Source organism: Ereboglobus luteus, from assembly GCF_003096195.1.
In the GTDB taxonomy this organism is placed as follows: domain Bacteria; phylum Verrucomicrobiota; class Verrucomicrobiia; order Opitutales; family Opitutaceae; genus Ereboglobus; species Ereboglobus luteus.
Genome location: NZ_CP023004.1, coordinates 3,122,850 through 3,137,725, shown reverse-complemented (window position 1 = coordinate 3,137,725; position 14,876 = coordinate 3,122,850). Strand labels below are relative to the sequence as shown.

The 14,876-nt window shown below is 58.0% G+C and carries 13 protein-coding genes; 4 read left to right on the top strand and 9 right to left on the bottom strand.

The window, feature by feature from the left end:
• Nucleotides 1-21: 21 nt before the first annotated feature.
• The gene (locus tag CKA38_RS11420) at nt 22-1,350 is read left to right on the top strand and encodes a hypothetical protein (protein ID WP_152032830.1); all 1,329 of its coding nucleotides are present in this window, start codon (nt 22-24) and stop codon (nt 1,348-1,350) included.
• Nucleotides 1,351-1,517: 167 nt separating this feature from the next.
• Here the strand turns inward: CKA38_RS11420 and CKA38_RS11415 are convergent, their stop codons facing one another.
• The 8 genes from CKA38_RS11415 to ribB all read right to left on the bottom strand — a co-directional run bounded on the left by CKA38_RS11415 (nt 1,518) and on the right by ribB (nt 10,495).
• On the bottom strand, nt 1,518-2,123 hold the full coding sequence (locus CKA38_RS11415; protein ID WP_108825591.1) for a hypothetical protein: 606 nt from the start codon (nt 2,121-2,123) through the stop codon (nt 1,518-1,520).
• 113 nt (nt 2,124-2,236) lie between these two features.
• Entirely contained in the window at nt 2,237-3,601 is a 1,365-nt protein-coding gene (gene dnaA, locus CKA38_RS11410; RefSeq protein WP_257791587.1) for a chromosomal replication initiator protein DnaA, read from the bottom strand.
• Between the two features lie 497 nt (nt 3,602-4,098).
• On the bottom strand, nt 4,099-6,117 hold the full coding sequence (gene ispG, locus CKA38_RS11405; protein WP_108825589.1) for a (E)-4-hydroxy-3-methylbut-2-enyl-diphosphate synthase: 2,019 nt from the start codon (nt 6,115-6,117) through the stop codon (nt 4,099-4,101).
• Nucleotides 6,118-6,201: 84 nt separating this feature from the next.
• On the bottom strand, nt 6,202-6,408 hold the full coding sequence (locus CKA38_RS11400; protein WP_108825588.1) for a hypothetical protein: 207 nt from the start codon (nt 6,406-6,408) through the stop codon (nt 6,202-6,204).
• Between the two features lie 42 nt (nt 6,409-6,450).
• On the bottom strand, nt 6,451-8,097 hold the full coding sequence (locus CKA38_RS11395; protein ID WP_108825587.1) for an RDD family protein: 1,647 nt from the start codon (nt 8,095-8,097) through the stop codon (nt 6,451-6,453).
• A gap of 40 nt (nt 8,098-8,137) precedes the next feature.
• Nucleotides 8,138-8,626 (bottom strand): hypothetical protein, encoded by a 489-nt coding sequence (locus CKA38_RS11390; RefSeq protein ID WP_108825586.1) that lies wholly within the window; start codon nt 8,624-8,626, stop codon nt 8,138-8,140.
• Nucleotides 8,623-9,150 (bottom strand): RNA polymerase sigma factor, encoded by a 528-nt coding sequence (locus tag CKA38_RS11385; RefSeq protein WP_161554868.1) that lies wholly within the window; start codon nt 9,148-9,150, stop codon nt 8,623-8,625. The genes CKA38_RS11390 and CKA38_RS11385 overlap by 4 nt, the downstream gene beginning before the upstream one ends.
• 235 nt (nt 9,151-9,385) lie before the next feature.
• On the bottom strand, nt 9,386-10,495 hold the full coding sequence (gene ribB, locus CKA38_RS11380) for a 3,4-dihydroxy-2-butanone-4-phosphate synthase (RefSeq protein WP_108825584.1): 1,110 nt from the start codon (nt 10,493-10,495) through the stop codon (nt 9,386-9,388).
• Between the two features lie 168 nt (nt 10,496-10,663).
• On the opposite strand from ribB, the gene CKA38_RS11375 reads away from it, so the two are divergent.
• The gene (locus CKA38_RS11375; RefSeq protein ID WP_108825583.1) at nt 10,664-12,235 is read left to right on the top strand and encodes a hypothetical protein; all 1,572 of its coding nucleotides are present in this window, start codon (nt 10,664-10,666) and stop codon (nt 12,233-12,235) included.
• A gap of 96 nt (nt 12,236-12,331) precedes the next feature.
• On the opposite strand, the gene CKA38_RS11370 is transcribed toward CKA38_RS11375, so the two are convergent.
• On the bottom strand, nt 12,332-13,363 hold the full coding sequence (locus CKA38_RS11370) for an aspartate-semialdehyde dehydrogenase (protein WP_108825582.1): 1,032 nt from the start codon (nt 13,361-13,363) through the stop codon (nt 12,332-12,334).
• Between the two features lie 15 nt (nt 13,364-13,378).
• On the opposite strand from CKA38_RS11370, the gene CKA38_RS11365 reads away from it, so the two are divergent.
• Both CKA38_RS11365 and CKA38_RS11360 read left to right on the top strand, forming a co-directional pair.
• Nucleotides 13,379-13,918, top strand: a complete 540-nt coding sequence (locus tag CKA38_RS11365; RefSeq protein WP_108825581.1) for a L,D-transpeptidase — start codon at nt 13,379-13,381, stop codon at nt 13,916-13,918.
• Nucleotides 13,919-13,979: 61 nt separating this feature from the next.
• Nucleotides 13,980-14,861 (top strand): carbon-nitrogen hydrolase, encoded by an 882-nt coding sequence (locus CKA38_RS11360; protein ID WP_108825580.1) that lies wholly within the window; start codon nt 13,980-13,982, stop codon nt 14,859-14,861.
• The last annotated feature ends 15 nt before the right edge of the window (nt 14,862-14,876 follow it).

Genomic DNA, 14,876 nt, shown 5'->3' with positions numbered 1-14,876 from the left:
ACACATGATCCCAACAAACGCATGAAACGCCGCCGGAAAATTGTGTTTGCTTTGTCAGCGTTTGCGGCAGTGCTCGCCGTGGCCGCGTTGGTCGCGGTTTTTTATGACGCGCCGTGCCCGGATGATTCGGATTTGCGTCCAGTTATAAAAACCGTGGCGGATGAGGATAATGCGATGGTTGTGATGAGAGAGCTGTCGAAGACACTAAAGATAGCGCATGAAGATTTCCCTGAACTGGAACTGACCGATGGATCTTCTGTAAAAAAATTTTATTCAGTTTTATACTCAGATTTGAGTGGTGAATCAGAGGGCGATGACCGAATGGTCCGATTAATAATCGAAAAAAACAACCCGGCGATAGCGCTTTTTTTTGAAGCCATAAAAAAGCCTGAGCTGCAGTTCGGCGTAGCTTCCAAGGAAATCAATGATATTTTTCAGGACAACCATACCATTTTGGCGCTCATAAACACCATGCGCTTAATGCAATCCAGATGGAAACATAAGATGCAATACGGTCTCTCAAAGGAGGTGATGAGTGAGCTGTATTTGGTTAGAAATTTTGCACAGCGCTACATGGCCGCGCCCGACGGGCGTATGGGCACTTTTTTATCGGGCTTGTCCGCCGATGCAATGTGCTTGGCGGCAGCGATGCAAAGCTTGGAACAATTCAGTGACAAATCGATATGTCTCGAAATCTCCCACCGTCTATCAAGAGAAGAATTAAATAAGGACAGCTTTATTAAAATGATGAAAGGGTCGTATGCGTTTCATGAGGGTTGTTTGAGATTGCGTGAGCCAGGAATGTATTTTTTCCCACCGGTTTCCCGTTCCAGCTGGCGTTATTTTTATAAGCTAAATATGACCCGTGCAAGATTGTGCCAGTTGACACGTGATGTTATCAAGGATGCGAGCAATGATATTTCACCCGTATTCGACCAAGCTACCCGTGAGACGTATGAAAACGTGGATGAATTGCGGCATATCATTCGGCCGAATTCGTCAGGCGCGGCCATTGCAGTCGCGAGCGTAATTGATTGTGAAACAGTATATATACGTATGCTGAATATGCAGGCCATAACTAGACAGATCGCCTGTGCGTTTGCATTGCGCGCCTATTGGTTGGATTATCATACGCTGCCGAAATCGCTTGATGTGCTTGTGCCGGCTTATATGGATTCGGTTCCGGAAGATCCGTTTATCAAAAAACCGATGCAATACGACGCGTCGAAAACGTTGCTTTATTGCGCCGGGCCGGAGCGGCTTGTTGATGACGGCTCGTTTGCATTCGAGGAGGATGCCGAGCCGTTTGGTCGGCGGGCTTTCGTAATTTTGGACTGGGCGAAAAAGTAAGTATTTATTCGGTTGCCCGGCGAAATCGTGCGCGGGACGCTGGCTGATCCCGCGCAGATGGGACAAGCGTAATACTTGATTGGTAGGGCGAAGCCTCCGGGCTGAGCAGGAACCCGTCACGATACTCGAACAATTTCGGCTCAGTCTGAGACTTTCCCCCACCCTTTTTAGAAACCGCGGTTTTGCAGGGCGGCGCTGAGTTCCTGCATGAAGGCTTGGGCGTCGGCTTGCGTGGGACGGTAGTCGGGCTGGCTGATTTGCGTAAAACCCGGGCGGCCGTAGTTGTCCACAAACCACTTGCCCGTCACTCCATCGGTAAAGGTAACGCTGCCGCTCGCAACGGCGTTCGGAATCACCGTGACGTTGTCCAACTCGACGCGGACATTGGTGTTGGCGGGAGGAACATCGTGCGCGGCTGCGGGGACGGATTCGTCCTCCGCAAAATCCTCGTCATCGGACGGGTCGCCTGGATAGGGCGAGGGACGGTTTTGTGCGAGGTGGTTGGGAGGGAGGCTTTCGTTGTCGAGGTCGTCCTCCATCGGACCGCCGTGAGCGGCGCCTGCCGGTGGTTGCGCGTCCGCGGCTGGCGATGGCGCCGGGGGAGGCGTGGGGTCCTTGAGCGTGAGATCAAGGTCGTCCACAAGAAAACGAACATCCATGTAGGTGAGGGTGAGATTAAAGTGCTCGGCGAGTTTTTTCTGGACGTCGGCGAGCGTGTCACCTGCGGCGACCCAGTTGGCAACTTCGTTTTTTTGTTCGGGCGTGAGTGTCATGGAAAGAGTGAAGGGGGAAAAATGAAGAGTGAAAACGGAGCTTCGGCAGGGGGCGGCGGACTGGTCGCCCGGAACTAACGCTCTGATATTCCAGTCCTGATATCCTGTTCCGTTTAGCGCGAGAGCTGGGCGCGAAGGAATTCGACCGAGCGTTGCGCGGAGGAGTCCTGCTCCATCATGTTTTCGACGGTTTTGCAGGCGTGGATGACGGTGCCGTGGTCGCGTCCGCCGAAGGCCGCGCCGATTTCCTGAAGCGAGTGCTTGGTGAGCTGGCGGGCGAGATACATGGCGATCTGGCGGGGGAAGGCGATGTTCGCGGGGCGGCGTTTGCTGACCATGTCGCCGGGGCGCAGTTCGTAGTGGTCGGAAACACGCTTTTGGATCGCCTCGATGGTGAGCTGGCTTTGCGCCTGCTCGATGAGGATGGGCTGGAGGAGTTTTTCGGCGAGGGTGACGTCGATCGGGCCGGTCTTGAGCAGGAAGGCGGTGGAGGCGACCTTGATGAGCGCGCCTATGAGGGTGCGGATATTTTTGGCGACGTTCTTGGCGATGAACTCGAGCACGTCGCCGGGGAGGTCGTATTTGAAGAGGGCCGCCTTGCTGCGGAGGATGGCGAGGCGTGTCTCATAATTCGGCGCCTGAATATCGGTGGGCAGTCCCCATTCGAAGCGCGAGACAAGGCGGGCTTCGAGATCCTTGATTTCGGAGGCGCGGCGATCGCTGGCGAGGACAACTTGTTTTCCGGCGGTGTGGAGGTCGTTGAAGGTGTGGTAAAACTCCTCCTGAATGCCCTCCTTGCCGCTGAGGAACTGGATGTCGTCGAGGAGGAGCACGTCGACGCTGCGGTAGCGGCGGCGGAACTGTGCAAGGGCGTTTTCCTTGATAGCCTGCACGTATTCGTTGGTGAACTTTTCCGTGGTCAGGTAAACGACCTTGGCGTGAGGGTTGCTCGTGAGCACGGCGTGGCCGATGGCGTGCATGAGGTGCGTTTTGCCAAGGCCGGTGCTGCCTGAAACGAAAAGCGGGTTGTAAGCCTGCGCGGGAGCCTGCGCGACGGCCATCGCGGCAGCGTGCGCCATTTGGTTGCTGGAACCAACGACGTATGTGTCGAAAGTATTGCGGGGGTCGAGCGTGGTGTTGACGCGGGCGGGCTCATCGGCGGCGCGAACAATGCGGCGCGCGGGGATGCGGGATGTCTCGACCTGCGGCGCTGCGGGAGCGGGCTGCGCCGCCTGCGCGGCGCTTGCGTCGGGGTTTTTCTTCACGATCACGTTGTAATCACGCCCCGTGGCGAGTTGCAGGCGTTGTTTGATGAGGTCGAGATAGTATGTGTGAATGCAGCCGGCCGCAAAATCCGTAAGCGTGCCCAGGGTGATCGTGTCCTCGGTTTGCTCAAGGCACACGAGGTGATTGAACCACATGTGGTAGACCTCCTCGGAAAAGAGGGTCTTGAAGTCGTTTTTTACGGCTTCCCAAATGGAGGGGCGGAGAGTGTAGGCATGTCCGATTGAGTGTTGGTTGAGCTGGTTTATTCACAATGGGCTCGAACGGGCGCTCTGGGACACATCGCGGACGCGGCTTTTGCACGTGCCAGGGAAGAGTAAATTGTGTCGAGAGATACCTTGTTGATGGCAGGTTTTTTGGCCTTGGCAACAGCTTGGTATCTCGGTGGATGCGGGAAACCTCTTCGCGAGCTACGGGGAAGCAGAATCAGTGATGTGTGAAAGAACGATGCGTTCGAATCCGGGAGGATGTTCAGGACGGCAATAACGGCGACAAAAAAAGCGCTGGCAAGATGAACTTTCCAACAAGTTATTCACACTCGGTTTGGTGATAACTTTTTCAATTTTTTTGTTGCCATCTTTGAGGTCGGCGTGGGGAAAATTTTTGAGAGAGAGAAACGAAAATCAAAGGTAAAAAATGCTAAAAATTTGTGTGGCGGTCGAGATTATTCACCCAGTTTTCGGTGTCTTTTTCACGCCGGGTCAGTCCACTTGCCGTGCTGCTTGATGAGGTCGATGAGGCGATTGTCGGCCTCGGCTTGGGGGATGTTGTATTGGACGCAGGTTTTGCCGACGTAGAGGTTGATTTTTCCGGGCGCGCCGCCGACGTAGCCGAAATCGGCGTCGGCCATTTCGCCCGGGCCGTTGACGATGCAGCCCATGATGGCGAGTTTCACCCCCTTGAGGTGTCCGGTTTTTTCGCGGATGCGCTGCGTGGTGGTTTGCAGGTCGAAGAGCGTGCGTCCGCATGAGGGGCAGGCGACGAATTCGGTTTTCGAAATGCGCGCGCCCGCGCCCTGAAGGATGTTGTAGGCAAGCGTGGTGGCGCGCACGGGATCGTTTTCCGTTTCGACGCTGACGATGTCACCGATGCCGTCGCAAAGAAGCGATCCGGTGAGAATGGAGGCATCGAGAAGGCGGGAGAGAAAATCGGGGGAGCCGGGATTGCCGGAGGAGGCAAGCGCGGTGGCGGCGGTGTTGCGTATCCAGATGGGCGCGCGGGCAAACGGGGACGGCGCGAGAGTCCGGAGCGCCTCGGCGAGCTGCCTGTATCCAGAAGTTGGATGCGCGGGCGCGACGGCGCGCGGTTCCTCCGCGAGGGTGAGGATAATGCGCGGGGCGGGCGTGAGCGCGGCGAGCGCCGGGGCAAGCGCGGCAAAATCAGCCGCGGTGGTGGCAATGGCGAGAGCGAGGTTTCGTTTCGTGGCAACCTCGGCAAAAGCGCGGAGAGCCGCGGTATCTTGAGCGGTGAATGTGCGCAGGATGATGTGCGGAGCGGAAAGATTTGCCTCAAGCTCGTCGGCGGAAACCGCGGCGGGGATTTCGAGAACGAGCGTCTTGCCGGTCGGGGGCAGCGCGCGGAGCTCGGCGACGTTCGCGACAGGCACAAGCACGGCTTCGGCGGGCGTGTCCGCAAGCGTTGCGAGTTTTTCAATGACCTCGGACAGCGCCGAAACGGAGGCGGCACGCGCAATGACGCGAGGCGGTTGCTCGACGGAGATTTCAGCTGCGGGCGCAAGTGCGAGCGGCACAATATCACGCCGCGCGAAATGGAACGGATCGATGGAATCCGAGGCGCAGCCTATTGGGTTGCTCTTCGGGTTTTGCCAGAGGGATATTGCCTTGGCGGCAAGGGCTCGGGCGACCGGGATTTCGTGGATGCTGTCTTCCGTGAGGGAAACGCGGATGGTGTCTCCGAGTCCGTCTTGAAGGAGGCTGCCGATGCCGATGGCGCCCTTGATGCGTCCATCCTCGCCGTCGCCAGCCTCGGTCACACCAAGGTGCAGCGGGTAGTGCATGTCCTCCTGCTGCATGCGCTCGACGAGGAGGCGGTAGGCCTGAATCATGACCTTGGGATTCGAGGCTTTCATCGAGAGCACGATTTGGTCGAACGAGTGCCCGCGGGCGATGCGGAGAAATTCGAGCGCGCTTTCGACCATGCCGAGCGGCGTGTCGCCGTAGCGGTTCATGATGCGGTCGGAGAGCGAGCCGTGATTGGTGCCGATGCGAAGCGAGCGTCCGAGTGTTTTTGCGCGGAGCACAAGCGGCGTGAATGCGTCGTGGATGCGCTGGAGTTCCTGATTGTAGTCGGCGTCGGTGTAATCCTTGACGGCGAACTTTTTTTTGTCGGCGTAGTTGCCGGGGTTTACGCGAACTTTTTCGACATGCTCGATGGCCTCCATCGCGGCGGCGGGCAGGAAGTGGATGTCGGCGACAAGCGGGATGTCCGCAAAACCGGCGGCGGAAAACTGGGCGCGGATATCGCGAAGGCATTTTGCCGCGGGGACGTTGGGCGCGGTGACGCGGATGATTTCACAACCGGCCCCGGCAAGCGCGACGCACTGGCGCACGGTGGCGGCGACGTCCTGCGTGTCGCTCGTCGTCATGGACTGGATGCGGATGGGATTTTCCCCGCCCATGCCGACGACGCCGGCCCGCACCTCGACGGTGCGGCGGCGGATGGTCTGAAATCGTGACACGCAATAGGACATTTGCCGAAAATAGATACGCGGCAACGGATGCGCGGCAAGCCCGCACAAGAAAAACCCGTCCATTTGGCGCAATCCGGCGCGCCCTCACGACACCCGGTATCCGAGCATCCTCGCGGGCAAAAGCAGAAGCGATTCGAGCAACGCCAGCAGCGACTTCAAGCATACCGCAAATATCTTGAACGGGATCGAAAGCAGCCAGATGAACGGAAGCACCAGAAGCACGAGCAACGCCAGCGGCCAGCACAACGCCCACAGAATGCACCAGAGAAGAATTGTAAGGATGAGTTTCATGGGAAAATTAAAAACGCGAAACGAAGATTCCGAATTTCGTATTCAAACGAGTGACTGCCCCTTGGGCGCGTAAACGACCACGGTGCCGGCGATTTTGTCGTGCCAAGCCTGGCGCTCGTCGTCGAACGCCGCCCAGATGAAACCAAGCCCCGCCGGCGCCACGGATATGAAGCCGCCCAGCGCGCGAACAATCGCAGTGACCCAGTCAACCCGCCGTCCGTCCAGGCGCACAACTTTCAGGCCGCAAATGATGCCGCCGATCGTCGTTCCCCGCAACGCCCACATCACGACGCAATACACCGCGAACAACGGCAGCATCAGCACGCCCATGTGGCACACATTCGCCACAATCGCGATCAACACAAAATCGATCAACAGCGCCCCCGCGCGCACCCAGAAGCCCGCGCGTGTCGCGAACGACGCGGCGGTTTGGGACGTGACAATCTCCGTTCCGGTGATGACGGGAGGCTCGCCGGACTGCGCGGGATTCGCCGCGGCCGCGGCCGCCATTTCGACGCGCGCCGCATCGCGTTCGTCGCGGCGGCGGCGAAGCGCCAGAAGCGCGGCATAAACCACCATGCCCGCGCCGAGGAAACTGCTGAACTTCCACATCACAATGCCAAGCACGGGCACGCAATAGAGCAGCGCGAGCGCCACACCACCGAAAAGGACCGCAAACAACGGATGCGTTATCCTGGCGCGATGTCCGATCCATGCGAGAAACGCCGCCTTGCCCACCAGGGCGAGCGCGAGTTTTGCAAAAACCAAAATGAAAATGCCGACGCCGGTCGCGGCCAGCAGCACCACGAGTATCGGCGCTATGATCGCGGTGAGCAGCGCCGCCAGAAAAGCGCCGCCGGGACGCTGCTCCAGCGCCTCCGCGCCCGCGGTGACCGCCTTCGGGACAAACAACGCCGTGAGCAAATAGCACAGCAGGAAACCACCCGCGATAATCCACGCCCACACAAGCGCCGAATCGAACGCGAGCAGGCGCCCCTTCGCAATCGCTTGCGTGATCCACACGTTAAAACCGTTGATGTCGTTGAACAGCTTCATCTCCACGATCTCCCCACCGATAATCGCCGATTCGTCGCGCTTAATGCCGCCGCCGAGCGCGACAACCTGGCCGTCCACGCGCGCGTCCGGGCCAAGCTCCACGCCTCCGCCGACGGCAACGACCTGCCCCGTCACGTGACTGTTCACATAGACATTGCCCACAACCGCGACCGCCTCTCTTGCTCCGCCGTTGACAGTCGTGGAGCCGACAATCGAAACCGCCTCGTGCACTTTTGAGTTGGCCGTGACCGAACCGATGACCGCAACCGCCTCGTTCGCGCTGCCGTCAACCCGCACATCACCGAAAACCGCAACGGCGGATTCCACTTTTTTATCCTTGGGAACAATGGCGTCGGAAAAAAAGGTCACGATCTCTCCGCTGGCTCGTGAAGCAGAGGCGCGGTCGCGCGATTTCCGTTTCTTCTTTTCGGGTTTGGCCGGTTTTTCATCATCGCCGGCTGTCGTATCGGAAGCGGGTTGCGCATCCGGCGCGGGAGGAGTTTCTCCCGATGCGGCTTCCGTTGGCGGCAGAGCTTGGGGCTCCGCTGGCGTGTTGTCCTGCGATTGAAGCACGCCGCATGAGAGGACGCTGAATGCGCCCAGCAGTGTGAAAAGATGTAAGATTTTTTTCATGATAAAGAGTTTTATGGTCGGGCCGTTGTTGAAGGATTGGTCATGTGTGCGAAACAGGTTCGGAGTGGCGCGCGCCGGGTTTCCAAAAATAACGATACGCGGCCGCGCCCAAGCCGAAGAGCGCGGCGTAACACGCGCCGATCACGGCCGCCGCGATCGCGAAGACATGCGACGGTATGCCCGCCAGATAACGGGCGCAGTAACCGGTGATAATTTCCCAGTAGTCCGAAACCAAGGCGCCCGTCCGCGATTCGATCTGCGCGGGCACGATGTTCAGCACGCGCGCGAATGTCACAATCATCACGGCCGCGAGCGCCGCCGAAACAATCATGAACGCGGCGCGGGCCGCGATCGGCCAGCGCGAGAACGACTGCCTCCACCACGGAAGCGCGGCGCGACGCTCGATCCCGGCAAACACGCGCGCCTCAAGCGAGTCGGGGGCGGCGCGGTCGGGTTGGGCGCGGAGCACGCGGTGGATTTCGCGGGCGAGCCGGTCGTTGGAATCGTGAGGTTGCGGTGTGTTGTTCATTTTGAAACCGGGTTTGCGGGGTTTTGCGTGAGCGTGCGCGCAAGCGCGGCGCGCGCGCGCAGGATGTCGATCTTCACCTTCGAGAGCGAAACGCGCAGGGTTTTCGCAATTTCGTCGTAGGGCATGTCCTCGTAGTGGAAGAGCACGAGCGGCACGCGCTGGTGCTCGGGAAGTTTGGCGAGCGCGTTTTCGATCCAGGCGCGCCGGTCGGCGCGGTCGATGTCGTCAAAAAACGTTTCGGGCGCGGCCCACTCGACCTCGGGCGTGTTTTCGGACGAGTCATCGTCGTCGGCGCGTCGGAACTCCGAGAAAAACCGCCAGCGCTTACGATAGCGTTGCAGGTGATTGAGCGAAAGATTCGTGGCGACGGTGCGCAGCCAGCCGGGCGCGGCGGGTTCGTCGCGGAGCGCGTCGAAATGATCGTAAGCCTTGATAAAAACCTCCTGGGCGATGTCCTCGGCCTGCGCGTCGTTGGCGGTCAGGCGCGCGGCAGTGGTAAAAACCATGTTCTGGTGTTTGCGCATGAAGAGAGAAAAGTCTGTTTCCCGGGACGTGCTCATGTGCGGGCGTGCTTCCGCGGACACGGGCGGCATCGAGGGTGAAACTGGCTTTTGTGTTTCATTGTTCATGCACAGAACACAGGGCAGCGCGCGAAAGTTGCAGTTTATTTCAAATTAGGAAACAGCAAAGGCGCAAAGATGAGCCAAGTTAAACCCGGCCAAATCTTTGCGCCTTTTCGTCCTTGCGAAAAAAGTTTTTTTAAAGCGACACCTGCTCGACAATTTCGAGATTATATCCCGCGAGTCCGACGACTTTGCGCGGGTTGTTTGTGAGCAGGCGGATTTTTTGCAAACCGAGCGCAGAGAGGATTTGCGCGCCGATTCCATAGTCGCGGAATCCCATCGGCGCCGGCATCTCGCCCGGCGTCAAGCCAAGGCGGCGGACGTTGCCCGCCCCGTGATCGGCAGGCTCCATATAGAGGACCACCCCCGCGCCCTCGCGCGCAACCGCCGCGAGCGAAACGGTGAGCGCGTGATATCCGTTCATGCCGCGCGCGCGAAACACATCGCTGAGCAAGTTTTCGCTTTGCACGCGCACAAGCGCGGCTCCCGGGCCGGGTTTGCCCATCACGAACGCGAGATGCTGGCGATGGTCGAGCTTGTTGCGGAAAACATGCAGCGTGAACTCGCCAAACTCCGACGAAAAAGGCTTCGCGCACACCTCCTCAATGAGCTGCTCGCGCTTGTGCCGGTATTCGATGAGCGACGAAATGGAGATGAGTTTCAGGCCGAACTTCTTTTTGTATTCAACAAGGTCGGGCATGCGCGCCATGGAGCCGTCCTCGTTTATGATCTCGCAAATCGCCGCCGCGGGAGTCAGCCCGGCAAGCGCGGCAAGATCGACCGCCGCCTCGGTGTGCCCCGCCCTTTCGAGCACGCCGCCCGAGCGCGCCGCGAGCGGAAAGATGTGCCCGGGCTGCACGAGTTCGTCGGCCCCCGTGTTCGGGTCGCCGAGGAGTTTGATCGTGCGCGCGCGGTCAAACGCGCTGATGCCCGTGGTGATGCCCTCGGCGGCATCGACCGAAACGGTGAACGCGGTTTTGTGCGACTCGCGGTTTTGCTGCACCATCGGGCTGATGCCGAGGCGCTTGAGGTGCGGCTCCGTCATCGGCGTGCAAATGAGTCCGCGCGCGTGGCGGATCATCATGTTGATATGCTCGGGCGTCGCCTTTTCAGCGGCGATGGTGAGATCGCCCTCGTTTTCACGGCCCTCGTCATCGGTGACAATGACCATCTTTCCATCGGCAATGTCCTGAATGGCGGACTCGACGGAATCAAATTCAACAGAAGCGGAAGAATTGGCGGACATAAAATGATATGGCGTTAAAAAAATTCAAAAAAGTTCTCCCAAATCTGCAATCCTGACCCGAGGTGTCAACCAAAGCGCGGCGATTCCCGACAAAGATCGCATCAGTATTGGGTTGCGGACGTGTTGAACCAAGATTCCCTGAAAACAGTCCGCGACCAACCAAGTCCCATGAAAAAAACAATCATTGTCCTGTTAACGCAGCTCGTCCTCGGCCTTGCCTGCGCCGACACAATACAACTTGAAACCGGGTCATTCGTAACAATCACACTGCCCTCGGGCTGGTCGGCGAATCTGAACACATCCAGATCCAACGAGAAAGTGTATTGGATCAATCTGATCAGCCCCGAAAAGAATGAGAACGCCGGCAAGATTGCGCTGGATCGGCTCAAGCACGGATGGGCGGCCACCGAGGAGAAATTTATTGAGCACATGAGCGCCAGCATCGAAAGGCTCAGCGCCTCCCTCAAGGAGCAGCCTGTGTCGCTGAATGAATTAAAAACAGACAATGCGATCATCCTTTATCAAGTGCTGGTATGGGAAAAGATCGTCTCGATGATAACAGGGGCCGGGTTAGCCGAATATAAAGGAGTTGGAGTAATCCATATACGATATAACAGCGGCCACACGGCCATGATTACCGTTCCGATCAAGACACTCGATAATAGCAATGAACTAAACGAGATATTAAATATTGCGCAAAACATGCAAATTTCCATGCCTCTCTCGGAAAATAAAGAGGAGGAAAGCGCACAGTCTTCGATACAGATAACGCAAAACGAGCATGGCACAGTGATCGGAAATCCGGACATCAGCCGAGTCAGCCTCCTGCTGCCCTCAAAAAATTACAAGGCCACCCCCGGGGCTTTAGCCATAGGACGCGGCGACCCCGGATATTTTATCGGCAGGGACATGGTTGCGAATGTGATCATGTCGGGCTGGTTTTCACCAATATACAAATTCAAGTATAAAACGGCCAGGGATCTGTGGAAAAAGGATACTCCAAAACAGGCCAAAAACTTAGAATATCTCAAAATCAAAGAATGGGACGTAATGGTGCATGAATTGGAGATTCCAATTAAGACACAAAACACATTGCAGGTAACACTAAGGGCAAACCTGCTGGAAGACGGCACGTGGATAGACTTGAGGCTTTCCTCCATGGGAATCGCATCGCAACGCGCTGACATGCGCAAGGCTCTCATTGATTATATCAACACACTGCAAGTGAATGTTGCCGAGGCAAGGGGCTTTCATTTGAAATATACAAAACAAGGCGTGATAATAAACGCTCCCGCTGAAACACCAGGCAGCCTGTTTATAAAAACAAAATCCCTGTTACTGCAGAAAAGGAAAACTCATATAAAAACTGAATTTTTCCTGTTTCAAGACTCAGGTGAGGACATTAAAGTAATCGCCTGGCTTAGGCCGGCATCCGATTACCATTATGCAAATGTGAAAACGCTGTGGGACGAAACGCGGGCCACACTGTCGGGCGAGGGCTTCACGGTTATAGGGGACACTGATTGCCAAAAAACCCGCAACTGGGATGTGATGCTCTACGATTTGAAGACTGGCGACAAACGAACGCGCAATGTGAATATGCGTGCCAGTTGTGTTTCCGGCGGGATTTGGGTCGACGTGCATTTTACGACTGTCGACCAACGGGACAGTTCGTTTTTGCGCAGCAAACTGCTCGCTTATTTGAAAAACTTCAAGGTCTCGGACAGTCACGTCGAATGAGCGCACCGGATTTGCTGTCCGGAAAGCGCACATGGAACGCTTGGGGAGCTGTCTTTGATATACGGGGAGCCGGCCGTGCCGCGCAATGTCCCGCGCTCAGCCTTGTTGCGGCTTGAGCAGGTTTTCGCGGATCATCAGCTCGGCGTTTTGCACGGCGTTGAGCGCGGCGCCTTTCCAGAGATTGTCGCCGCTCACCCAGAACGAAAGGCCGTTTTCAAACGCGGTGTCCTTGCGGATGCGACCCACGCCGCATTTCACTTTTTCCGCAAAATCAACCGGCGTCGGATATTTCTTGTTCGCCGGATCATCGACGAGCTCCGCGCCCGGGAACGCCGCCACCGCCGCGCGAGCCTTCTCGACATCAACGGAACGCTCAAACTCCGCGCACACGGAAATCGAATGCGCGCGCACCACCGGCACGCGCACGGTCGTCGCCGAGACTTTCAGCCCGGGCAGGCCCATGATCTTGCGGCTCTCCATCGCCATCTTCGTCTCCTCGCCGGTGTAGCCGGTGTCGTCGAAGGTGTCGATGTGCGGGATGCAGTTGAACGCGATTTGATACGGATAAACTTTTTTCACGAGCGGCTGCTTCGCCACATGCGCCTGCACTTGGTCCTCGAGCTCGCGCACCGCCTCCGCGCCCGTGCCGGACACGGACTGGTAGGTCGAAATGATCACGCGCTTCACGCCGAACAACTGGTGCAGCGGCCACAGGCCCATGAGCATGACGGCGGTCGAGCAATTCGGATTGGCGATGATGCCCTTGTGCGCGCGCAGTTTCTCGGGGTTGATTTCGGGAATCACGAGCGGGATGTCCGGCTCCTGGCGAAGCGCGGAGCTCTTGTCGATCACGAGGCAACCGGCCTTCACCGCGTCGCCCGCCAGCGCGCGCGTCACGGAGCCGCCAGCCGCGAAAAACGCCAGATCCACCCCGGCGAACACGCCCGGCTTGGCTTCCTCAACGACATATTTTTTGCCGCTGTGCTCGATTGTCCTGCCCGCGGAACGCGCCGAGGCGAAGAGCCTCAGCGTGGTGAACGGGAAATTGCGCTCGTGCATGAGACGCACGAGTTCTTGACCAACCGCGCCGGTCGCGCCGACGATGCCAACTGTGAGTGATGGATTCATTTTATTCAGACGATAATGGAAACGTGGGAAACGATAACTAAGAACTGCGCGCGGCTTGGCATCAAGCCCGCAGAACGAATTTTGCTCGTGCGCATCGACACGCAGACAATGCAGTTCTTTCGCGCCGGCGCGCTCGTGCGCGGCTACACGATTTCCACGTCAAAACGCCCGCCCTCAAACATCAAGAACTCGCTCGGCACACCGCGCGGCCTGCATGAAATCGCCGAGCGCATCGGCGCGGGCCAGCCGCCGGGAATGGTTTTCAAAGCGCGCCGCCCGACGGGTTTTCATTTCAGCGAACCCGCCGCGAGGGAAGCCGGTGCCGCCACGACCGCGCTCGTCACCACGCGCATACTCTGGCTGCGCGGACTCGAGCCGGGCGTGAACCTCGGCGGCGACGTGGACAGCCACGATCGCTACATCTACATCCACGGCACGAACCGCGAGGACCTCATCGGCACGCCGCAAAGCGCTGGCTGCATCGTGATGCGCAACCTCGACATAATAGACCTCTACGACCAAGTGCGCGCGGGCGACCAGGTGTTGATCGTGTAGCCGGGAAACACCTCCGTTTTCTACTTCCTAATTCCTAATTTCTACTTCCTAATTTTTCCTCATGAAAGTCACACTCGGACTCCTCCAGCACGCCTGTGTCGCCAGCCCCGCGGCGAACCTCAAAAAAACGCTCGCCCTCGCCGAGCAGGCCGCCCGCAAAGGCGCGAAAATCATCTGCACGCAGGAACTCTTCCGCTCGCAGTATTTTTGCCAGAGCGAGAACCACGACTATTTTAAGCTCGCCGAGCCCATCGACGGCCCCACAACCAAGGCGTTCCAGAAACTCGCCAAAAAACACGCCGTCGTAATCGTCGCCTCGCTCTTTGAAAAACGCGCCTCCGGCCTTTACCACAACACCGCGGTCATCATCGACGCCGACGGCTCGCTCCTCGGCATCTACCGCAAGATGCACATTCCCGACGACCCGCTCTTCTACGAAAAATTCTACTTCACGCCCGGCGACACCGGTTTCCGCGCCTGGGAAACCCGCTACGGCAAAATCGGCGTCCTCATTTGTTGGGACCAATGGTATCCCGAAGGCGCGCGACTCACGGCCATGCAAGGCGCCGAAATACTCTTCTACCCGACCGCCATCGGCTGGCACCCGTCAGAAAAAGCCGAATACGGCATCAACCAGCACGGCGCGTGGGAGACGATCCAGCGCTCGCACGCGGTGGCCAACGGCTGCTACGTCGCCTCAATCAACCGCATCGGCCACGAAGTGATCGACGGTGTCGGCGGAGACGGCATCGAGTTCTGGGGCCAAAGTTTCGTGGCCGGCACCAGCGGCCAAATCCTGGCGAAAGCGAGCACCAACAAAGAAGAAATCCTCCTAGTCCCCGTCGATCTCGACAAAGTGGACGTAACCCGCACCCACTGGCCCTTCCTCCGCGACCGCCGCATCGACGCGTATGAGAATCTGACGAAGCGGTTTATCGATTGAGCGAATGCTCAAGAT

Excerpts from the sequence above, each read along its gene's own strand:
- CKA38_RS11420 (WP_152032830.1), top strand. The coding sequence starts at position 22 with ATGAAACGCCGCCGGAAAATTGTGTTTGCTTTGTCAGCGTTTGCGGCA.
- CKA38_RS11415 (WP_108825591.1), bottom strand. The coding sequence starts at position 2,123 with ATGACACTCACGCCCGAACAAAAAAACGAAGTTGCCAACTGGGTCGCC.
- ispG (WP_108825589.1), bottom strand. The coding sequence starts at position 6,117 with ATGTCCTATTGCGTGTCACGATTTCAGACCATCCGCCGCCGCACCGTC.
- CKA38_RS11400 (WP_108825588.1), bottom strand. The coding sequence starts at position 6,408 with ATGAAACTCATCCTTACAATTCTTCTCTGGTGCATTCTGTGGGCGTTG.
- CKA38_RS11395 (WP_108825587.1), bottom strand. The coding sequence starts at position 8,097 with ATGAAAAAAATCTTACATCTTTTCACACTGCTGGGCGCATTCAGCGTC.
- CKA38_RS11390 (WP_108825586.1), bottom strand. The coding sequence starts at position 8,626 with ATGAACAACACACCGCAACCTCACGATTCCAACGACCGGCTCGCCCGC.
- CKA38_RS11385 (WP_161554868.1), bottom strand. The coding sequence starts at position 9,150 with ATGCGCAAACACCAGAACATGGTTTTTACCACTGCCGCGCGCCTGACC.
- ribB (WP_108825584.1), bottom strand. The coding sequence starts at position 10,495 with ATGTCCGCCAATTCTTCCGCTTCTGTTGAATTTGATTCCGTCGAGTCC.
- CKA38_RS11375 (WP_108825583.1), top strand. The coding sequence starts at position 10,664 with ATGAAAAAAACAATCATTGTCCTGTTAACGCAGCTCGTCCTCGGCCTT.
- CKA38_RS11370 (WP_108825582.1), bottom strand. The coding sequence starts at position 13,363 with ATGAATCCATCACTCACAGTTGGCATCGTCGGCGCGACCGGCGCGGTT.
- CKA38_RS11365 (WP_108825581.1), top strand. The coding sequence starts at position 13,379 with ATGGAAACGTGGGAAACGATAACTAAGAACTGCGCGCGGCTTGGCATC.
- CKA38_RS11360 (WP_108825580.1), top strand. The coding sequence starts at position 13,980 with ATGAAAGTCACACTCGGACTCCTCCAGCACGCCTGTGTCGCCAGCCCC.